Origin of the sequence: Segatella copri (genome assembly GCF_026015295.1) — a bacterium.
Taxonomy (GTDB): Bacteria; Bacteroidota; Bacteroidia; order Bacteroidales; family Bacteroidaceae; genus Prevotella; species Prevotella copri_C.
Map to the genome: position 1 here is coordinate 2181639 of NZ_JAPDUW010000001.1, position 22998 is coordinate 2204636.

A 22998-nucleotide genomic window follows, 5' to 3' on the forward strand; every position below is an offset into this window, starting at 1 on the left:
CATGACAGGGAAAGACACCCTTGCCGTCAAACAATTGGTAGACAGATTCTTTACCTATGCTAAAGAAAAGAACTTCACAGAGGCAGCAGGTATGCTTTATCGTGCAGCTAACGACCTGAAGGAAGAACCTCAGCCATTAAACAACGATGAAATGGCAGAAGTCAAGCATATGTTAGAGCTTTTCCCAATGGTAGATTACCGAATCGAGTACATCAAGTTTGAAGAAGCTAATCTCAATGAGGTTCTTTGCTATGTCATCATGAAGAAAGCTGAAGGCGATAGTCCAGAAATATCCACCAAGATGTTCTTCAAGCCTGTCAACTACATGGGTAACTGGCTACTCTGTCTCAACAACACCGAATATGGTGACAAAGGGGTAGTTGATCCTGATAAACGAGACTCCGTAGAAAAGAACTTCCAAAAAAAGGAAAAGGCAAAGACTAAGGAGAAAGTGAAATTGAATAAGGCGAAACAAAAATAGTTTACTATTCTGCTAAGTATAAAACATAAAAACATAAAACCATATGAAGATTAAACTATTTATGGCATCAACTTTGCTCGTCATCGGCTCTACAGCCGCTATGGCGCAAGCATCCTACACAGACAAGGATGGAAACGAATATCAGTTTAAGCGTCACTGGTTCCTGGATGTTCAGGCTGGTGGGCAATATACTGTAGGTGAGGCAAGCTTCTCAGACTTGCTTTCTCCTAACTTCCAGGGTGCTATCGGCTACCAGTTCTCTCCTGTTTTCGGACTCCGTGGTCAGATAAACGGTATCTGGAGCAAGGGCGGATGGAACGGATACAAGGCTACCAAGGACGGTACTCCGTATACCGCCAGCTACAAATGGAAATATGTAGCTCCGGGTGTGGACTTCATGTTCAACCTCTCTAACCTCTTCTGTGGTTGGAACCCGAACCGCGTGTTTAGCGCTACTGCCTTCGTTGGTGGTGGTATCAACTGGGCAGGAGCTAACCAGGAGGTAAACGACCTGGCTGCTAACATCAAGAATCAGAGCAACTATCTGCTGGAATATCTCTGGCAGGGAAAGAAGGTTCGCCCTTACGGCAGAGCCGGTATCGACCTGGAATTCAAGGTAAGCAAGGCTGTGAGCATCATGCTTGAAGGTAATGCCAACATGATTTCAGACAAGTACAACTCTAAGAAGGCAGATAACCCTGACTGGTACTTCAATGCACTGGCAGGTGTACGCATCAACCTGGGCAAGAGCTATACCAAGAAGGCTAAGCCGGTAGAGGAACCTGCTCCGGCACCAGCTCCTAAGCAGGAATATGTAGCTCCTAAGCCAGAGCCTAAGCCAGCTCCTGTAGAAAAGAAGGTAGAGGAGATTCGCCGTGACATCTTCTTCACCATCAATTCTTACAAGATTGCTCCTTCTGAGGATGCTAAGATCCGTGAGGTGGTTGACTTCCTAAACAAGAACACAGAGGCAAAGGTTGTAGTAACCGGCTATGCTGACAAGGGTACAGGCAATGACGTCATCAACGACCGCATCGCTGCCAAGCGAGCAGCAGCTGTGGTTTGGATGCTGACAAAGAAATATAATATACCTTCAGAGCGCATTACAGAAGAATCTAAGGGTGCACGTGTGCAGCCTTTTGCAGAAAACGCAGAGAACCGTGTAACGATCATGATCGCTAAGTAGTACGGTAAGTTTATAATGCGACAATCAATTATTTTAATTGGTGGCGGGGCATCCTCAAGGGTGCCCCGTTTTTCTTTCAAATGATAATTATTCTTAATTATTAATGCTTTATTAGTTGATTTTCAGCAGTATTTCTTACCTTTGTTCCGAAAATCTGTGCAACTGCACAAAAATTCGGAATACAATGATTATAACTCGGCAGAAATATTTGGAAATGTTGGTAGCTGGTCAAGGTAATGGACTAGTAAAAATAGTAACTGGTGGAAGAAGATGTGGAAAGTCCTTCTTGCTGTTCCAAATCTTTCATCAGTACCTTTTGCAGCATGGGGTAGATGAAGGGCATCTGATAGAAGTGTCTCTTGATGATAGACGTAATCGCAAACTTTGTGATCCTGATGCTTTGCTTGATTATCTTGATTCTCGTATAAAAAGTGATGGCAAAACAAATTTTATTTTTCTTGATGAAATTCAACTTGTTGATGATTTTATAGGAGTATTGCTTAGCCTAATGCATACTCCTAATACTGAAGTTTATGTATCAGGTTCAAACTCGAAGTTCCTGTCCAAAGATGTTGTTACCGAATTCCGTGGAAGAGGACAGGAAATAAGAATTTGGCCGTTGTCGTTTTCTGAATATTATGGTGCTGTGGGGGGAGAACGCTCGCAAGCGTGGAAAGACTACTATACTTTTGGAGGACTTCCCCAGATTTTGTCTTTAGATACAGAAAGAGCCAAACGTAGCTATCTTAGGGATATTTATGAAGTGACATATATTAAGGATATTGTAGAGCGTAATAAAATTAAAGTGCCAGAGGGGTTACGTGAACTTGTGCGTATTTTAGCATCAGGAATAGGCTCTTCTACTAATCCGACCAGGATTTGTAATACCTTTCAATCTGTAAGTCAATTACAAATAACTGATAAGACAATAAATGAATACATCTCAGACATACAGGATGCTTTTCTTATAGAAGAGGCTCTCAGGTATGATGTTAAAGGTAGAAAGTATATTGGTACAGAGACTAAGTATTATTTTTGTGATTTGGGATTGAGAAATATAGTATTGAATCTCAGACAACAAGAAGAAACACATATTATGGAAAATGTCATTTATAATGAACTAAGAATGCGAGGTTACTTGGTTGATGTCGGTTTAGTTGAATGTTGGACAACGGACGAGAATGGAAAAAGGAAACGTAGTAAACTAGAAGTTGATTTTGTAGTAAATAATGGTCCCGAACGTGTGTATATTCAGTCGGCTTTTAATATGCCAACTAAGGATAAAGAGAAACAGGAGCGTCGTTCTCTTATAAATATCGCTGACAATTTTAGAAAAGTAATTGTTGTGAAAGATGATATTAAGAGAAAGATTGATGATGATGGTGTCGTCACGATTGGACTCTTCGACTTTTTGCTAGATGAGCAGAGTATAGAGAGATATTAAGCCTAAGCCCCGACTGCTGTTCTGCAGTCGGGGCTTTCACCATATATCCGTAAGCAGACGCAAGTAGCTGCGTTGGCCATCGCAAGTACTTGCGAAAAGCAATGAAGCCTGTTTCGAAGGGCATCGAAACAGGCTTCATTTATTTATTCTAGAATTCTGCGTTCTTTGGTGTACGTGGGAATGGGATCACGTCGCGGATATTCTGCATACCGGTTACGAAGAGAATCAGGCGCTCGAAACCGAGACCGAAACCTGCGTGTGGGCATGAACCATACTTACGGGTATCGAGATACCAGTTCATATCCTTCATAGGGATGTTGCGAGCCTCAATCTCACCCATCAGCTTGTCATAGCTCTCCTCACGGACAGAACCACCGATAATCTCACCAATCTGTGGGAACAGTACGTCGGTACCCTGAACGGTCTGACCGCTCTTGCCACCGAAACCACTCTCCTCCTCGTCTATCTTCATATAGAATGCCTTGATAGCCTTAGGATAGTTGGTCATGATAACCGGGCGCTTGAAGTGCTCCTCTACAAGGAAACGCTCATGCTCTGAAGCCAGGTCATCACCCCACTCGCATGGGAACTCAAACTTCTTGCCGTTGGCAATAGCCTCCTGAAGGATGCGGATACCCTCGGTATATGGAAGATGAACGAAGTCGGAATTCAATACGCCTTCCAGACGGGCAATCAGACCCTTGTCTATCATCTTGTTCAAGAAAGCAAGATCGTCCTTGCAATGCTCCAGTGCCCAACGGATACAATACTTGATGAAGTCTTCCTCCAACTCCATCAAACCGTCCATATCCAGGAAAGCAACCTCTGGCTCTACCATCCAGAACTCAGCCAGGTGGCGAGGAGTATTACTGTTCTCTGCACGGAAGGTTGGACCGAAGGTATAGATGGCGCCGAGTGCTGTAGCACCGAGCTCACCCTCCAACTGACCGGAAACGGTCAATGAAGTCTGCTTGCCGAAGAAATCATCAGAATAGTCAATCTTGCCATCCTCGGTCTTCTTCAGGTTGTAGAGGTTCTTGGTAGTTACCTGGAACATCTGACCTGCACCCTCGCAGTCGCTGGCTGTGATGAGCGGAGTATTGAAATAGAAATATCCATGCTCATGGAAGTAAGTGTGGATAGCCATTGCCATGTTGTGGCGGATACGCATCACGGCACCAAAGGTATTGGTACGGAGACGGAGGTGAGCATACTGACGCATGTATTCGAAGCTCTGTCCCTTCTTCTGCATAGGATAGTCGCTGCCGCAGAGACCGTAAATCTCGATGCTCTCGCACTGGATCTCAACACTCTGTCCGGCACCCTGGCTTTCTACCAGCGTACCTACGGCGCTGATACAAGCACCAGTAGTAATCTGACGGAGCTGATTCTCATCGACCTTTGATGGGTCGACTACTATCTGAATATTATTAATAGTAGAACCATCGTTAAGAGCGATAAAATCGACTGCTTTGCTACTACGATGGGTACGAACCCATCCCTTGACATTCACGATTGAGCCGTAGGCTGTACTCTTGAGCAAGTCTACAACTTTAGTTCTTTTTACTTTTTCCATTGTTAATTAATAGGTTAAAAAGGAGACTAAACAGATAGTCTCCTTTCTTATTATATCTTATTATCCTTATTCAAAAGCACCCATGCGGAGCATGTCTACCTCCTTCTCAGTAAGGAAGCGCCAGTCACCGCGACGGAGATTTTTCTTAGTCAAACCTGCGAACTGTACACGGTCGAGCTTGGTAACACGATAGCCGAGGCTCTCGAAGATACGGCGCACGATACGGTTCTTGCCACTATGAATCTCGATGCCAACCTGTGCCTTGTCGCGATCATCAGCATACTCTACAGCATCTGCCTTAATCTCACCATCTTCCAAGGTGATACCCTCACGGATCTGATCCATATCGTGAGCAGTCAGGTTCTTATCGAGATGAACGTGATAAACCTTCTTCTTCAGGAACTTAGGGTGAGTAAGCTTAGAAGCCAGGTCACCATCGTTGGTCAAGAGAAGTACACCTGTTGTATTACGGTCGAGACGACCTACAGGATAGATACGCTCAGGACAAACATCCTTTACGAGGTCCATCACAGTCTTGCGCTGCTGAGGATCATCGCTGGTTGTAACATAATCCTTTGGCTTGTTGAGCAATACGTATACCTTCTTCTCCAAAGTTACAGGAGCGTCGTGGAACTTCACCTCATCGGTACGAAGGATCTTGGTACCCAACTCGGTAACTACCTCACCATTGACAGTTACCAGACCAGCCTGGATGAACTCATCAGCCTCACGGCGAGAGCATACACCAGCATTGGCGAGGAACTTGTTCAAGCGCAATGGCTCTGTTGGGTCGATGTTCTCCTCCTTATATTCGATACGCTTCTTCATGCTATACTTAGCATTTGGATCGTAACCAGGAGTGTGCTGACGGAAACCGCCACCACGGTTGTTGCCATAGCCACCACCCTGTGGACGGCCATAACCGCCACGGTTGTTGCCATAACCACCCTGCTGAGGACGACCATAGCCGCCACCACGGTTGTTGCCATAGCCGCCACCCTGTGGACGACCATAACCACCACGGTTGTTGCCATAACCACCCTGCTGAGAACGAGACTGGTAGCCGCCCTGCTGGCGTGGCTGGTAGCCACCCTGCTGACGAGGCTGATAACCACCCTGCTCATCATTATTGTTGTAACGAGGACGATAGCCACCCTGCTGAGGACGAGACTGATAGCCTCCCTGCTGACGTGGCTGGTAGCCACCACGGTTGCTGTTACCATAACCACCACGGCTCTGATAGCTGCTGCGCTGTGGACGCTCGCTGCTGCCTGTACTCTGCAAGCCAGCACCGAAACCTTCAGGACGGAAACCGCCTTCGCTGTTACTGCTACTTCTGTCGCTGCTGTATGCGCGATGTGAATTGATACGAGGACGCTGTGTGCGACCTACTGGTCGATAACTCTTCTGATAACCACCTGCTGGGTTGTAGCCCTCACGGGTTCTCTCATTCTCAGAAGACTGATCTTGAGGTTTGTTTTCAAATTCTGAATCCATTTTCTTAAAATACTTAATAGCCTCACGGCTGGGTTAATAAATCTAATTTTTACTTATATATATGTACTAAAACTACAAAATTCCTTTGTGTATATTAGATACCTGTATAATTGCTTGGTGTGATTGCCATCAGTTCTGCCTTAACGCTATCACTCACATTCAATCCCTGGATAAACTCATGAATAGTTTCCTCAGTCATGTGCTGGTTGGTACGTGTCAACGCCTTCAATGCCTCGTAAGGATGTGGATATGCCTCACGGCGAAGGATAGTCTGAATAGCCTCAGCTACAACTGCCCATGTATTATTCAAATCTTCCTGCAGTTTCTCCTCGTGAAGAATCAGTTTACGCAAGCCCTTCAATGTACTCTGGATAGCAATGACGCTATGACCGAGAGGCACACCGATGTTACGGAGCACTGTACTGTCAGTAAGGTCGCGCTGCAAGCGGCTAACCGGAAGTTTCTGTGCCAGGAACTGAAGAATGGCATTGGCTATGCCCAGGTTACCTTCACTGTTCTCATAATCGATAGGATTCACCTTGTGAGGCATCGCACTTGAGCCTACCTCACCTGCCTTGATCTTCTGCTTGAAGTAATCCATAGAGATATACATCCAGAAGTCACGGTCTAAGTCGATGATAATGGTGTTGATACGACGGATGGCGTCAAAGATAGCGCCAAGGTAGTCATAGTTACTGATCTGTGTGGTATACTGCTCGCGCTCCAAACCGAGTTTTTCGCTGACAAACTTGTTACCGAATGCTTTCCAGTCATACTGTGGATAAGCTACATGGTGAGCATTGTAGTTACCGGTAGCGCCACCGAACTTAGCTGTAATCTTGCAAGCCTTGAGCGAATTAAGCTGCTCGGTAAGACGGTAAACATAAACCATGATTTCCTTGCCCAGGCGGGTAGGTGAAGCAGGCTGTCCGTGAGTCTTAGCCAGCATAGGCACATCCTTCCACTCATCAGCATAAGTCTGAAGTTGGGCTATCAGCTCTTCAACCTGCGGATAGAAGCACTCTTCCAAAGCCTCCTTTACAGAGAGAGGCACACTTGTGTTGTTGATATCCTGAGATGTCAAACCAAAATGGATAAACTCCTTGTAAGCATCCAGGCCACCGATTTTATCAAATTCTTCCTTGATAAAATACTCTACAGCCTTTACATCGTGATTGGTAATCTTCTCGATGTCTTTTACGCGCTGTGCTTCATTTTCGTCAAAATTACGATAAATGTCACGCAGACGTTCGAACAGCGACTTGTCGAAAGAAGCAAGCTGTGGCAAAGGTAACTCGCATAGAGTAATGAAGTATTCAATCTCTACGCGTACACGATAACGAATGAGAGCATACTCTGAGAAGTAGTTAGCGAGTTGCTCTGTTTTTCCCCTATAACGACCATCAATTGGTGATATGGCAGTCAATAAATCTAAATTCATAACAATACGTATTATATATAGGGTGCAAAATTAATGAATTATCGTGAGAAAACAGAGAAAATAGTGATAAAATAATTTAAAAGCATAAAAAAAGGTCTCTCAACATTTGTTGAAAGACCTTCACCATTGTGGGCGTTGACGGATTCGAACCGCCGACCCTCTGCTTGTAAGGCAGATGCTCTAAACCAGCTGAGCTAAACGCCCTCTAAAAAAGTCCCTGCAACCACTAAAGTGAATCACAGGGAACACCCCCGTGGGCGCTGACGGATTCGAACCGCCGACCCTCTGCTTGTAAGGCAGATGCTCTAAACCAGCTGAGCTAAGCGCCCTTACTTTTCGTAAGCGGTTGCAAAGGTACGACTATTTTTTGGTTCCACCAAATTTTTCAGCAACTTTTTTCGTTTTTTCTTCAAAAAAGTGCATTTTCTGGTGTTTCTCCTCAATTTTCAGGGTAAAAACGGTCAGTTTTTGCATTTCAATTGCCAAAAACAGCCAACCAAGAGAAAGTACTTACGATGGGACTGCAAAACCTCATTCAACCCCAAAAGGTACTTATTGAGAAAGAAAAGTTCTTTTTTAAGAAATTCAAAGAAACAAAAAAGGCATTCTTCACAAGGAAGAATGCCCTATTCTATTTTTATACCTTATATTATATATACTGTATAATTACTCACCAACCTGAACAGTTGCACGACGGTTGTAAGAAGCAGGAGTCAAATCCTTAACACCACCGTTAGCCTTAACTACGATGTTCTCCTTAGCAACACCCAACTTAACGAGCTCATCAGCTACCTTCTCAGCACGAGCCTTAGAGATCTTCTGGTTAACAGCTGCAGAACCAGTAGCGCTGTCAGCATAACCGTTAACTACCAACTTAGCGTTGTTGTCCTTAGCATACTGAGCGAGAGCCTGTACGTTTACGAGATCCTTCTTAGAAGCAACCTTAGACTTGCCGATGTTGAAGAATACAGAAACTGGAGTAGCAACATACTCCTTAACTGCCTTATCCTCTACAGACTTCTGGTTGTTCAAGAGATTCTTCAAACGGTCGTTCTCTGCATTAGCATCGTTCAACTTAGCATTGATAGCGTCGAGTTCTGACTGATGAAGAGCGTTGATAGCGTCAACATCTGGAACCTTGTTCCAAGTAGCCTTACCCAAGTTGTATGTAACACCGACCTCAACATTCAAAGAACGGTCGTGTCTTGCAATCACCTTGTCGATAGAGCGAGATGTGCTAGGCTTAGCACCTGCCAATACACCTGTGTAACCATCATAGTCGCTAGCACCTAATGCATAGTTTACATCGAGGTTGACAGCCCACTTCTTATTGATCTTGAACTCGTTCAAGATACCAACACCAACTACAGGAGCATAGCAGTTAGCGCTCATGTTACGGTTAATACCAAAACCTGCGTAAGGGATGCAATCCCAAACACGAGCCTCGTTGTAACCACACAACATATTGCTAACATTGAACAAAACCTGCTCATTCAAAGTCCAATACTTATTTGCATTTGTTGACTTATTCTCAGAAACGACTGTACGACCCCAAGCACCATTGAACTTAGTACGGAGACCGAGACCTGGTGTGAACCACTTACCTACAGCAACAGAGAAACCGAGATTGTTTCTGAAACCCTTGAGTGGGCTCTTAGAGAAACCATTGCCCTCTTCCTGGTTGCCCCAGAATGCAGAACCAGCAACGTTTGCCTGAACAAACCAATTGCTCCAGAAAGAATTTGTTGCAACGCTATACTTCTCAGTAGTTGCTGCATCCTGAGCCATACTGCCCATTGTTACGCTAGCCAATGCTAGCACTGCTAATAACTTTTTCATAACTTTATAATTTAAAAATCAATTTATATATATATATACCTTCTGAATGACGGAGCAAAGATAATACTATTTTTTGAAATAACCTTCATTTTCTAAAAAAAATAGCATTTTTCGTTAACTTTTTTAAGAAAAACGGGATTTTTCCCTGCTTTTAACCTAAAAGATGCTCAATTTCCTGCTGACGGAGGATACAAAGTACCGACTTTCCGTCGGGCGTATAATTGACATTCTGGCAGGCAAAAAGATCATTCACCAGCCCCTCCATCTCTTCATTACTCAATATCTGCCCCTGAGGTATTGCAGCCTGGCGAGCCAGACTCAAAGCCAAAGTCTGATTGATTTCATCAATGGCTGATACGCCCTTTTCTACTGCAGAAGAAACCATGTCCTGTACCAGTTTAAGAGGATTCAATCCTTCAAGTCCGCCAGGAACTGAATTAACGGCATAGCTTCCGCCTCCAAGATCTTCCAGTTCAAAGCCCATCGATTCCATTTCAGGCAGGATCTTTTCAAAGATTACCTTCTCAGACATCGGGAACTGCACAACCTCAGGAAAGAGGACTTTCTGTGAATGAAAGGTCCGGTCAGCCAACTGGCGCAAATACTGTTCGAACAAGACACGCACATGGGCACGATGCTGGTCGATAATCATCAATCCCGATTTTACCGCAGTCATGATATACTTACCTTTATACTGATAATGGGCTGGCGATTTCTCTGCAATGATACTGTCTGGCGTATTATCCTGACTAGAATCATCGGAAAACACCATGGTCTGTTCCATCCCCTGCACATCATCCTGATCTTTGAGTCCTTCATAAAGCTGTTCCCATTTTTCATCCACCTGAGGTTTCGACTTAGGAACAGAGAAGCCTGCTCCCATAGGAACTGCTCCTGTGGAAGAGGAAGACTTGAACGGATTATAACCAGGATTCAAACTGATCTTCGGTGCCGCAGCAGCAGTGCTCATCTCTGGATTATAAACAGGGATGTCCGGTTTATCCTCGGTATCGAAATCAATGGTAGGTACATCATTGAACATACCGATGGACTCCTTGACCGAAGCCGAGAGGATTTGCCAGATAGCCTGCTCATTCTCGAATTTGATTTCAGTCTTCGTAGGATGGATATTCACATCAATATCCTTCGGATCTACATCAAAATACAGAAAGTAAGGCACCTGTTCACCCTGAGGAACCAGACGGTCATAAGCAGCCATCACAGCCTTATTGAAATAAGGATGTTTCATGTATCTCCCGTTGACAAAGAAGAACTGATGCACACCTTTCTTTCTGGCAGATTCCGGTTTGCCCACAAATCCAGACACCTTACACATAGTGGTTTCTACATTTACCGGCAGGAGTTCCTGATTGAAACGCTTGCCGAAGACATCGAGAATGCGCTGACGCAAATTAGCGGCACGCAAATTGAATACTTCGGTACCATTGCTATGTAAAGTAAAGGTGATTTGAGGATTTACCAATGCAATCCGCTCGAAAGCCGTCAGAATATTGTTCAACTCTGTAGAATTGGACTTCAGGAACTTCCTTCGCGCGGGTACATTATAAAAGATATTGCTGACAGAGAAGATACTTCCCACAGCACAGGAGCATGGCTCCTGTTTCTCATATCGGGAACCAGAAATCTGTATCAGGGTTCCTATCTCGTCGGTAGCCTGTCGTGACTTCAGTTCTACCTGAGCCACAGCAGCTATTGACGCCAAAGCTTCGCCACGGAAGCCCATGGTGCGAAGTGCAAACAAATCATCAGCCTTACGGATTTTGGAAGTAGAATGACGTTCGAAAGCCAAACGAGCATCTGTTTCAGACATACCTTTTCCATCATCTATCACCTGGATGTTGGTACGGCCAGCATCGGTAACTGTGACATGGATATTCCTGGCACCCGCATCGACTGCATTTTCGACCAGCTCCTTGATAACTGAAGCCGGACGCTGTATAACCTCACCTGCTGCTATCTGATTGGCAACAGAATCGGGTAAAAGTTGAATAATATCACTCATCTCTAAATATTAATCATATAAGAAAATGATGCTTCATTATAATCAGTCAGTCAGTTTCTGAAGTGGAGCTTCATGACGCTTAATGTTCTTGAGTTCGGAGCCCTTGGATTTACCACGCCATACAAAGATATCATTCTTATCTTTAGGACGCAAGTCCTCGAACCAGGCAAAATTGTTGAGTTTATATTTTGCCGGCGGAATCTGCGTCATAGGATACATGGTAGATGTAAACTTATTGGTCCAGATTTTCTCCATCTTCCTGCCCGGTCCCATATACATACGCATGGTATCGGTCTCCAGATAATTCAAGCCAATGAGCGAACTGTCCTTATCATCCGTCATATAATAGATGGTCTGCACATTACCGATAGACTCTCCTTGTTTAATCTCACCTTTTTCAAAGTAAGATTTCATCTCAGAAGAACTGATCTGATTGAAATGAACACTATCCGGCATCTGCTCTACAGACAGCGCCTGTCCGATGACATGGGCAAAACGAACGGTAGAGTCGTTCATGAAGACCAGAATCTTCTCGCCCAGCAACTGACGGTTTCCATTCCAGACGATAGGATCCTTATACATGGTCATGCAGGAATCCTGAGAATTGAAAACCAGGGAATCGCAGATGGCCTGCATATCCAGGCGATAGGCACGGACCTTAGGATAAGCATGCACCTTACGGTATACCGAATCGGTATTGATATGGAAGGTATTGATACGCATGGTATCAGAATGAACCCAAAGAGTATCTTTCTGCGAATAGTCGATCGCTACAGGATTGCGGGTGGCAAATCCATTACCGGTTTTCTCGTTGTAACGCAGATAATCGCAAGTCAGGGAATTTTTATTTTTCTTGTCTACATAAACCACATTGCCATATCCGGTACTCTCTCCATCCTTTACATAATAGAGCGTATCACCCGTAAGTGTCTTGTCTTTATCTATAACCGTAGAACGGCCGTAAAGCTGTGCTCTATCGGTCTTGGTATCATAATATCCGTCTTCGGTCTTGACAACACTTGCACCGGAAACAATCTTAGAAGGTCCTACCATGTGAGCCTTTGATTTACGGACATCGTAATACAAAGTATCGGTAGTAACAACATCCTTGCCGCTGCGCAACTTGACATTATAGACAAACTTAGCCTCACGCGTTTCGGTATGATACTCACCCCAATCGGCAACCAGCTTATCCTTACCATCAATCAGCGTTCCGCCGTCAAAGAAGTTTGCCATATTATACAAGCGGTCGAAATCCAAGCTATCAGTACGCAAAGTCTGCCGACGATGATGCAAGACCACATTCTTGCGTGCTCTCATCATCTGCATCTGCCCATCATACTCTGCTCTATTACAAGTGAGTGACAAGGTGTCTCCCTGCCGGTAATGAACATGTCCGAAAGCTTTCACGGAATTAGAAGCCTGATAGAAATATGCGCTGTCACAGGTAAGATGACTGCCCTGATGCAAGAAAGAGACCTTACCTTTCAATATTTGGGCATCAGGATTATTACCGAACATATCATAGTACAATTCATCTGCATGCAAAAGATATACGCGGTCACCATGAGGGCGTTTTCTGGCATGCTTCTTTGGAGCCTGCATGGCTTGCATCAGACAAAACCCAAACAGGCATAGAACCATAACCGATATGATTCTATGCCCTCTGATATGATTATTTAATCTTTTATTTATCATTTAATCCAACCTTGATATTCAAACTTACAATCCTTATAGCGATCGTTCATACGAACATAAGTCTGCTTGATTTTATTGACTACCCAATCGTGCAAGGTCTGGGCACGCTCCTTAGCCAACACTACATCCTTCATCACCTGAAAATCTTCGGTAATAGTAGCTCTATGTCCGTCAACACGGCTTACCAGTTTTACCAAAGCACAAGTGGTTTTACCCTTGGAATTCACCATCGTGAAAGGTGCAGAAACCTCACCTACCTTCATTGTATCTACCATACGGGCAACCTCGGTAGGTAGATCCTTCATCTGGAAGCGGGAAGTTCTTGACTGGTCAGGAGTAACATTGGCCATCAAACCCTTGTTGTTGCGGGTATCCTTATCATCAGACAATGCTTCAACAGCCTGCTCAAAGGTAAACTTAGCGGCACGGATATCATTACCGATAGAATCCAGACGGCCGATAGACTTATCAATAGCATCCTGAGAAACCTGAGGCTTGAGCAGGATATGGCGACACTTAATCTTATCACCACGCTTATCAATCAACTGGATGATATGATAACCAAACTCAGACTCAACAATCTTTGAGATTTTCTTAGGATCGGTAAGATTGAATGCTACATTTGCAAACGCAGGATCCAACATACCTCTACCGATATAATCCATCTCGCCACCCATACGGGCTGAACCCGGATCCTCAGAATAAAGACGAGCCAAAGTAGCAAAAGAAGTCTCACCCTTATTCACACGGTCAGTAAACTCACGCAACTGATTTTTCACACGGTTAATCTCCTCAAGAGGAATACGTGGCTGCATGGTAAGAATCTCAACCTCTACCTCTGTAGGAACAAAAGGGATACTGTCGGCAGGTAAATCCTTAAAGTATTTACGTACCTGAGCTGGAGACACCTTGATATCCTTCACCAGTTCCTGCTTCATCTTCTGAATCAGCTGTTGGTTTTTGAAATCATCATGCATCTGCTGGCGCATCTGGGTGATACTTTGCTTGCGATACTCCTCCAGTTTTTCACGAGAACCAATCATGGAAACCCAACTGTTGATCTGTTCGTCGATACCATTCATGACTTCTGACTCAGATACTTCGATACTATCGATAGCTGCCTGATGGAGAAACAGTTTCTGAACGGCAATCTGCTCAGGAATAGAACAGTCTGGGTCACCAGTATATTTAATACCTTCAGCCTCAGCCTGCAAACGGGTTACCTCGACGTCTGACTTCAGGATAGCCTCATCGCCGACAACCCAAATTACCTCATCAACCACACTACCCTCATTGATTTTCTGAGAATCGGCAGCAGTTTGTTGCTTGATATTTGCAGAATCAGCCTCATGAGCCAAAGCACTACGGCTTGCTCTTGTTGCACTAGCACTTATTCCTACTATCATCAGCAGGGCTATAAATGCCATTGTCATTTTATATCCAGTATTCATGTATTGTTTCTATAATATATTAATGTATATTGAGAGTGGTCAACATGCTATGGAAAACCACCACTTTATATTTCTTCTTCAATTGTGCGACCCATTGTTTCTCTAACGAGTCTTGATAGTCAGCAAGTACCACATCCGGGTATTCGCCATTCTGGGGCAGATTAACCTTCATCTTCTTCAGGCGCTTCATTTCCCATTTGTATTTTTTCTTATTCTTGGCATAGAAGGCAGCCAGACCTTTTCTATCAGCAGCAGCCTTATCCCAAATATTACGCTGGCAGATTTCATTCAGCAAAAGGTTTTCTACTTCCTCCTGCTGCTGGTAGGTTCCCCGCCAATTTTCTACCTTAGCATCAGCAACATATTTTTTCTGATTACCATCATCATGTTTATCCAGCAACTTGACGATATGATAACCAAACTCAGACATAAACGGTCTACTAATCTCACCCTTTCGCAGAGAGAAAGCTACTTTTTCAAAAGCCTGCACAGTCTGACCTTTTGTAAACCATGCCAAAGTCCCCCCATTGACCGCAGACCCTTTATCATCAGAACACTTTTTTGCCAGGTCAGCAAAATCTGCACCTTTGCAAAGAGCCTGATAAATAGAATCGATTCTTCTTTCCACCACCTCCTGTTCCTGGTAAGATGCTTTCTGTCCCAATCTCAAGAGGATATGTGCAACATGAACACTGCCTTTATCGGGCATCAACTCGCATGACTCGACATCATCATATCGTTTCAACACACGCCTGATATTAGGCAAAGTATCGAGATGAGCATCCTTAGCAGCTTGCACTTTCAGCTTATAATCAACAAAGCCATCGGTAAACACCTTGACACTTTTAGAATCAACCGTATTTCCCAAATGATTTTTCTGATAAAAGTACTCAAATTCCGACTTCTTGACAGATTGACCATCAATAATCATAACAATTGGGTCGGTATGAGCAAAAGCAATGCTCCCCGAAAGGAGCATTGCCGCTATAAGTGCATAAAACTTCATATTTCCTAATTATATTATTCAGGACGGCTATAGTTAGGAGCCTCACTAGTGATAGTGATATCATGTGGATGACTCTCCAACACACCTGCATTTGTGATACGAGCGAACTTGGCATTGTGCAAGTTCTCGATGGTAGCAGCACCACAATATCCCATACCAGAACGCAAACCACCAATCAGCTGGTAGATGACCTCCTGGACAGTTCCCTTGTAAGGCACACGACCAGCGATACCCTCTGGAACCAATTTCTTGGCATCCTTGGTATCACCCTGGAAGTAACGGTCCTTAGAACCATTCTTCTGTTCCATAGCCTCCAAAGAACCCATACCACGATAGCTCTTAAACTTACGGCCATTGAAGATGATGGTATCACCAGGACTCTCTTCGGTACCGGCAACCAAAGAACCGATCATGACGCAGCTACCACCGGCAGCCAAAGCCTTCACAACATCACCTGAGTAACGAAGACCGCCATCAGCTATCAAAGGCACACCAGTACCCTTAAGAGCAGAATATACATCATAAACAGCACTCAACTGTGGAACGCCAACACCGGCAACCACACGAGTAGTACAGATAGAACCAGGACCGATACCTACCTTAACACCATCAGCACCATTCTCTACCAAATACTTGGCAGCCTCACCAGTAGCCACATTACCTACCACAACATCTACCTGTGGGAAGGCAGCCTTAACTTGCTTGAGCTTCTCAACTACACCCTTAGAGTGACCATGAGCAGTATCGATAACGATAGCATCAGCACCAGCCTCAACCAAAGCCTTGGCACGATCCAATGTATCTACAGTAACACCCACACCGGCAGCCACACGAAGACGTCCCTTGGCATCCTTGCAAGCCATAGGTTTGTCCTTAGCCTTTGTGATGTCCTTGTAAGTAATCAAACCTACCAGGTGATTCTCGTTGTCAACTACAGGGAGTTTCTCAATCTTATTCTCCTGCAGGATGGCAGCAGCAGCAACCAAGTCGGTCTGGATGTGAGTGGTAACCAAATTCTCGCTAGTCATTACCTCATCAATCTTCTTGTCCATGTGGCGCTCAAAACGAAGATCACGGTTGGTAACAATACCTACAAGATGATTTTCATCATCTACCACAGGAATACCACCGATATGATAATCATGCATCATATCAAGAGCATCCTTCACTGTACTGCCACGACGGATGGTGACAGGGTCATAAATCATACCATTCTCAGCACGCTTCACAATAGCAACCTGACGAGCTTGCTCCTCAATGGTCATGTTCTTGTGAATTACACCGATACCACCTTCACGAGCGATAGCTATCGCCATTGAAGCCTCGGTAACGGTGTCCATCGCTGCTGTAACGAATGGAACGTTCAACTCGATGTTACGAGAGAACTTGGTTTTCAACTCTACCTGTTTTGGTAGTACCTCTGAATACGCAGGGATAAGAAGGACGTCGTCGTAAGTGAGACCGTCCATTACAATTTTATCTGCAACAAATGATGACATATTGTAACCTTTAAAAATTTATTGCGTGCAAATTTAGCAATAATTTCTCAGATAGAGTTCGCTTTTCACGAAAATCTTACCTTATTAATGCTATTTAACGTGATTAGTTGGCTTGTTCGGACAAAAACTTGATTCTGACGAGTCGAATTTCGTCTTCATTGTAGTCTTCACCCAATTCATCTTGAGCCGCATTCAAATCATCAGTATCGCTCTCCATGAAGTAATCGTAGATGTCATCTACATGGTCATCATCCACAACTTCCTCTATGAAATAATCGATATTCAGCTTGGTACCGCTGTAAACGATTGCCTCTATTTCGTCAAGCAATTCTGAGAAATCCAAACCTTTTGCTTCTGCCAAATCATCAAGATCTATCTGGCGGTCTATGCTCTGAATGATACTTACCTTCAAGACTGATTTCTTGGCAACTGTCCTGACACGTAATTCCTCAGGACGCTCTATCAGATTCTCTTCACAATACTGATTGATCAATTTACAGAACTCCTTACCATACCTCTTTGCCTTACCGGCTCCAACTCCCTGTATGTTCTGCAATTCCTGCATATCTACAGGATACATCGTTGCCATCTGTTCCAGAGAAATATCCTGGAAAATAACATAAGGCGGCAATTTATGCTTCTTTGCTACTGTTTTACGCAAGTCTTTCAACATGGAGAAAAGTGTCTGATCCAAAGCACCTGTATTATGCTCGCTCAGAGGCGCTCCATCAAAATCATCAGAGAATTCCTTATCGGCAACGATCATGAATGATTCAGGATTCTTAATGAAACGCTTACCCGCAGCTGTCAACTTCAAAAGGCCATAGTTCTCTACATCTTTCTTGAGATAACCGGCTATCAACGCCTGACGAATAACAGGATTCCAAACTTTAGAATCCATATCTTCACCTGCTCCAAACTCCTCCAGTTCATCATGCTTGTGAGAAACGATATCATCAGTAGCACGTCCCTTTACAAAATCGATGATATATTCCTGGCGGAAATTCTCCTTCACCGCAGCAACAGACTCCAAAACAACGAGCAGCGCATCCTTAGCCTCGAATTTTTCTGTAGGATGCAGGCAGTTGTCGCAGTTATGGCAGTTTTCTTCATGATATTCCTCACCAAAATAATGAAGCAACATTTTCCTGCGACAGACAGACGATTCAGCATAGGCAGCCGTTTCCTGCAACAACTGTCTGCCGATATCCTGTTCTGCTACAGGTTTGTTCTCCATAAACTTCTCCAGCTTTCTGAGGTCTTTACGGGCATAGAAGGCGATACATATACCCTCGCCTCCATCACGTCCGGCTCTACCCGTTTCCTGATAATAACCTTCCAAGCTCTTGGGTATATCATAATGAATAACAAAACGGACATCAGGTTTATCGATACCCATTCCGAAGGCGATAGTAGCAACAATGACATCAATACGCTCCATCAGAAAATCATCCTGGGTTTGAGAACGGGTAGCCGAATCAAGACCGGCATGATAAGGAGCCGCTTTGATTTCATTGGCTTTCAATACCTCTGCCAATTCCTCTACTTTCTTACGGGAGAGACAATAGATAATACCACTCTTTCCTTTGTGTTGACGAATAAACATGATGATCTGACGATCGATATCCTTGTTCTTCGGGCGCACCTCATAATACAAGTTAGGGCGGTTAAAAGAACTCTTGAATTCTTTGGCATCCATGATGCCTAAGTTTTTCTTGATATCAGTACGTACCTTATCTGTTGCAGTAGCTGTAAGCGCTATCACAGGTGCAACACCTATTTCGTTAATAATAGGGCGAATACGACGATACTCTGGTCTGAAATCGTGTCCCCACTCAGAGATACAGTGAGCCTCATCAATGGCATAGAACGAAATCTTTACTGTTTTAAGGAACTCAACATTATCTTCTTTCGTCAAAGATTCAGGTGCAACATACAGGAGTTTGGTCGTACCATTGAGAATATCATTCTTCACCTTCTCAATAGCCGACTTATTCAATGATGAATTGAGATAATGAGCCACGCCATCACTTTCACTCAAACCATTAATAACATCTACCTGGTTCTTCATCAAAGCAATCAGAGGAGAAATCACAATAGCTGTGCCCTCCATAATGAGCGAAGGCAACTGGTAACACAAACTCTTACCGCCACCTGTAGGCATCAATACAAAAGTATCATTGCCACTCATCAAATTTCTGATGATTGCCTCTTGATCACCCTTAAACGAATCGAAGCCGAAATAATGCTTCAACTGTCCTGTAAGATTAACCTGTTCTGTCATATCCACCTATTATTATATTATATATGTCTATATATACGATTAAATAGCATTCAATTGGACAAAATGCCCAACTGCTTTATGCTGTTTCCAACTGTCCGAGATGAGATTTATCCAACTGTTTCTTGGTATAGTCCAGCGTAACAGCAAATGATTTAACCTTCTCTGATGGAATCTCAAACATAGCATCCATCATCACAGCCTCTACAATTGAGCGAAGTCCACGAGCACCCAGTTTATACTCTACCGCTTTGTCTACGATATAATCGAGAGCATCTTCATCAAACTTCAGTTTAATGCCATCCATCTCAAACAATTTCTGATATTGCTTGACAATAGAATTCTTAGGTTCAACCAAGATTTTGCGCAAAGCCTCCCTATCCAACGGATTGAGATAAGTAAGCACAGGCAAACGGCCGATAATTTCAGGTATCAAGCCAAAAGACTTCAAATCCTGTGGAAGGATATACTGCATCAAATCCTTCTTATCTATCTTAGCTACATTCTGAACCGAATTATAGCCTACTACGTGCGTATTCATACGCTGAGCTATTTTACGCTCAATACCGTCAAAAGCACCACCACAGATAAACAGGATATTCTTGGTATCTACATGGATATAATCCTGATCAGGATGCTTGCGTCCACCTTTAGGCGGAACATTAACCATGGTACCTTCCAAGAGTTTCAACAATCCCTGCTGTACACCTTCGCCACTCACATCACGCGTGATAGAAGGATTATCGCTCTTGCGGGCTATCTTATCAATCTCATCAATGAACACAATTCCCCTTTCTGCTGCAGCCACATCATAATCAGCAACCTGCAACAGACGTGACAAGATGCTTTCAACGTCTTCACCCACATAACCTGCTTCAGTAAATACAGTGGCATCAACAATGGTGAAAGGAACATCCAACATCTTAGCTATTGTACGCGCCAACAAGGTTTTACCTGTACCGGTACTACCAACCATGATGATATTACTCTTTTCGATTTCTACACCATCTTCATCCTTTGGCTGCTGCAAACGCTTGTAGTGGTTATATACAGCGACAGCCAAATTGCGCTTAGCCTGATCCTGACCGATGATATATTCATCCAGGTATTTTTTGATCTCTACAGGCTTTGGCACCTCTTTGAGAACAAACTTACCCTCCCCAGCTTTAGGAGCCAAGACCCCTGTAGACTGTATAATTTCATAAGCCTGCTTAGCACAATCTTCGCAAATGAAGCCATTGATACCCGTGATGAGTAATCTGACTTCATTTTCTGATCTTCCACAGAAGCTACATACTTTCTTTGGCATATTATAATTATTATCTCTTCTTGCGCACCTTATTATATATACGCATATTTACTTAAAACAATTCGTTATTTACGAACCAACACATTATCTATCATTCCATATTCCTTGGCTTCTTCAGCTGTCATCCAATAGTTACGGTCGCTATCAGCATAAACCTTATCATAAGGAGTATGAGAATGGTCTGAAATGATAGTATACAATTCCTTTTTCATCTTCAAGATTTCGCGAGCCTCAATCTCAATATCAGAAGCCTGACCCTGAACGCCTCCTAATGGCTGGTGAATCATGACACGGCTATGAGGCAAAGCAGAACGCTTACCCTCCTGACCAGAAACGAGCAGCACGGCAGCCATAGAAGCAGCCATACCTGTACAGATAGTAGCTACATCGCTAGAGATAAACTGCATGGTATCATAAATACCCAAACCGGCAGTAACGCTACCACCAGGACTATTCAAATAGATAGAAATATCTTTGCCACTATCTACAGAATCAAGATACAGCAATTGCGCCTGCAATGTATTTGCGGTGTAGTCATCAATCTGTGTACCCAGGAAGATGATACGGTCCATCATTAAGCGAGAGAATACATCCATCTGAGTAACGTTCAGCTGACGCTCCTCCAAGATGTAAGGGTTCATATACTGAGCCTGTGCCTTAATAACATCATCAAGCACCATACCATTCATACCAAGATGCTTGGTTGCATATTTTCTAAAATCGTTCATATCTATATAGTATTTTACGTCTTAAACCATACGAAAAAAGAGGTTATCGACCCTTATTTCTCGTTCGGTGGAACAAAGATAATAAAAAAAGTCGATAACCTCGTATTTATTTGAAGTTTTTTTTCAAAAAAATGTTATTCCTGCATCATCTTGTTGAAATCTTCTACAGAAATCTCCTTTTCGTTGAGTTTTACAGCTGTTTTCAGAGCTGCAGCCAACTTACGATCGATAGAGCGATCTACAAGTGCATCTGTAGCGTCACCCTTCTTGAGGATTTCCTTAGCATAGTTCTCAATGTACTCCTCAGGAATGTTGTTCATACCATACTGAGCGAACTGAGCACGAGCTGCCTCCTTAGCTGTCTCCATCAGGTCATTGTCATCAACCTTGATATTCTGAGCCTTGATAAGCTGCTCCTTGATAAGATGCCATGTCAACTCCTTGATGCTCTCAGCATAGTTCTTCTCTACGAACTCCTCGCCCTTATCCTTGTTGTTAGCCAACATGATACGTTTCAAGAGTGCATCTGGGAACTGCAATTCACCTACCTTCTTCTCGCAGTGCTCGCGAACGTCGAGAATGAACTTATAATCAGAATCGTTAACGAGCTGTGCCTGCAAGCCCTCTGCAATCTTAGCACGGAAAGCAGCCTCGTCCTTCACGTCAGTATCCTCACCGAGAACCTGCTTAAAGAGCTCTTCGTTGATTTCATGCTTCTTGAAACGCTGGATTTCTGTAATCTGGAAGCTGAACTCTGACTCCAAGTCCTTAACAGCTTCACGCTCAATCTTCAGGAGTGAAGAAACCTCAGTATCGTTCTCTGGATAAGCCTTCTTAGGGTTGAATGTGATTACATCACCGAGCTTAGCATCGTTGAAGAGATTCTTCTGCTCGTCAACCTTGATGTAGCTAGGCATCAGGATAGCACCCTCTACAGTGATACCACCTTCCTTGGTATTGCCATTTTCATCAAGCTCACGCAAGTCACCCTTCAAAAGGTCATTCTCCTCGTACTTCTCAGCCTTCTCATAGCTACCTGCACGCTGAGCGTACATATCAATCTGCTGATCGAGAATCTTATCATCAACTGTGATGTTATAATAATCAACCTTGTCGCGACCATTGAGAGTTACCTTGAACTCTGGAGCAACAGCGATATCAAACATAAATGTGAAAGAAGTACCATTCTCCAAGTCAGCTGGCTCCTGCTTCTCTGATGGGAGAGGCTCACCGAGCATCTGGATATTGTTGTCCTGTACATACTTGTAAATCTGCTGACCAACGAGCTTGTTGATAGCTTCCATTTTTACAGATGGACCGAACTGACGCTTAATCATACCCATAGGAGCCTGACCAGGACGGAAACCTGGAACATTAGCCTTCTTACGATAATCTTTCAATGTCTTCTCGACATCATTCTTGTAATCTTCCTCTTCGACAACGAGGGTCAAAAGACCATTAATCTTGTCAGGATTTTCAAATGAAATTTTCATCTTGATATTTGTTATTTTATTATTGTTAATATTTTCTTTAATTCTA

Annotated in this window: 16 protein-coding genes and 2 tRNA genes; 3 read left to right on the top strand and 15 right to left on the bottom strand. The window is 43.7% G+C overall.

What is annotated here, in order from left to right; genetic code table 11:
* Position 1 precedes the first annotated feature (1 nt).
* The 3 genes from ONT18_RS09295 to ONT18_RS09305 all read left to right on the top strand — a co-directional run bounded on the left by ONT18_RS09295 (position 2) and on the right by ONT18_RS09305 (position 3111).
* Complete coding sequence (locus ONT18_RS09295) at positions 2-481, top strand: hypothetical protein (RefSeq protein ID WP_264905139.1); 480 nt, start codon at positions 2-4, stop codon at positions 479-481.
* Between the two features lie 43 nt (positions 482-524).
* Positions 525-1667 (top strand): OmpA family protein, encoded by a 1143-nt coding sequence (locus tag ONT18_RS09300; RefSeq protein ID WP_264905141.1) that lies wholly within the window; start codon positions 525-527, stop codon positions 1665-1667.
* Between the two features lie 184 nt (positions 1668-1851).
* Positions 1852-3111 (top strand): ATP-binding protein, encoded by a 1260-nt coding sequence (locus tag ONT18_RS09305; protein WP_264905143.1) that lies wholly within the window; start codon positions 1852-1854, stop codon positions 3109-3111.
* 148 nt (positions 3112-3259) lie between these two features.
* Here the strand turns inward: ONT18_RS09305 and asnS are convergent, their stop codons facing one another.
* From asnS to tig, 15 genes are all read right to left on the bottom strand, one after another.
* Positions 3260-4687 (bottom strand): asparagine--tRNA ligase, encoded by a 1428-nt coding sequence (asnS, locus tag ONT18_RS09310; protein WP_117587394.1) that lies wholly within the window; start codon positions 4685-4687, stop codon positions 3260-3262.
* A 66-nt stretch (positions 4688-4753) separates the two neighbouring features.
* Positions 4754-6184: a pseudouridine synthase gene (locus ONT18_RS09315; protein ID WP_022121329.1), complete on the bottom strand. Its 1431-nt coding sequence runs from the start codon at positions 6182-6184 to the stop codon at positions 4754-4756.
* 94 nt (positions 6185-6278) lie between these two features.
* A complete protein-coding gene (purB, locus tag ONT18_RS09320; RefSeq protein ID WP_022121328.1) occupies positions 6279-7625 on the bottom strand; it encodes an adenylosuccinate lyase in 1347 nt (448 codons plus the stop codon).
* Between the two features lie 129 nt (positions 7626-7754).
* Positions 7755-7829: transfer RNA gene (locus ONT18_RS09325), tRNA-Val, on the bottom strand.
* A 50-nt stretch (positions 7830-7879) separates the two neighbouring features.
* Positions 7880-7954, bottom strand: a tRNA-Val gene (locus ONT18_RS09330).
* A 337-nt stretch (positions 7955-8291) separates the two neighbouring features.
* The gene (locus ONT18_RS09335) at positions 8292-9464 is read right to left on the bottom strand and encodes an OmpA family protein (protein WP_264905146.1); all 1173 of its coding nucleotides are present in this window, start codon (positions 9462-9464) and stop codon (positions 8292-8294) included.
* A gap of 151 nt (positions 9465-9615) precedes the next feature.
* Positions 9616-11487, bottom strand: a complete 1872-nt coding sequence (mutL, locus tag ONT18_RS09340; RefSeq protein ID WP_119229605.1) for a DNA mismatch repair endonuclease MutL — start codon at positions 11485-11487, stop codon at positions 9616-9618.
* A 42-nt stretch (positions 11488-11529) separates the two neighbouring features.
* Positions 11530-13131, bottom strand: a complete 1602-nt coding sequence (locus ONT18_RS09345) for an OstA-like protein (RefSeq protein WP_437183720.1) — start codon at positions 13129-13131, stop codon at positions 11530-11532.
* A gap of 50 nt (positions 13132-13181) precedes the next feature.
* Positions 13182-14636, bottom strand: a complete 1455-nt coding sequence (locus ONT18_RS09350; protein ID WP_264905151.1) for a peptidylprolyl isomerase — start codon at positions 14634-14636, stop codon at positions 13182-13184.
* A 19-nt stretch (positions 14637-14655) separates the two neighbouring features.
* Complete coding sequence (locus tag ONT18_RS09355; RefSeq protein ID WP_264905153.1) at positions 14656-15642, bottom strand: peptidylprolyl isomerase; 987 nt, start codon at positions 15640-15642, stop codon at positions 14656-14658.
* Between the two features lie 14 nt (positions 15643-15656).
* Positions 15657-17141, bottom strand: coding sequence for an IMP dehydrogenase (guaB, locus tag ONT18_RS09360; RefSeq protein WP_089544985.1), 1485 nt, complete (start codon positions 17139-17141; stop codon positions 15657-15659).
* Positions 17142-17244: 103 nt separating this feature from the next.
* A complete protein-coding gene (gene recQ, locus ONT18_RS09365) occupies positions 17245-19425 on the bottom strand; it encodes a DNA helicase RecQ (RefSeq protein WP_118081426.1) in 2181 nt (726 codons plus the stop codon).
* A 76-nt stretch (positions 19426-19501) separates the two neighbouring features.
* Complete coding sequence (clpX, locus tag ONT18_RS09370; protein WP_118081424.1) at positions 19502-20731, bottom strand: ATP-dependent Clp protease ATP-binding subunit ClpX; 1230 nt, start codon at positions 20729-20731, stop codon at positions 19502-19504.
* 65 nt (positions 20732-20796) lie between these two features.
* Positions 20797-21459 carry an ATP-dependent Clp endopeptidase proteolytic subunit ClpP gene (gene clpP / locus ONT18_RS09375; RefSeq protein WP_006848346.1) on the bottom strand — a complete coding sequence of 221 codons (663 nt, stop codon included), beginning with the start codon at positions 21457-21459 and terminating at the stop codon, positions 20797-20799.
* Between the two features lie 134 nt (positions 21460-21593).
* Complete coding sequence (tig, locus tag ONT18_RS09380; RefSeq protein ID WP_117694999.1) at positions 21594-22952, bottom strand: trigger factor; 1359 nt, start codon at positions 22950-22952, stop codon at positions 21594-21596.
* Positions 22953-22998 lie beyond the last annotated feature (46 nt).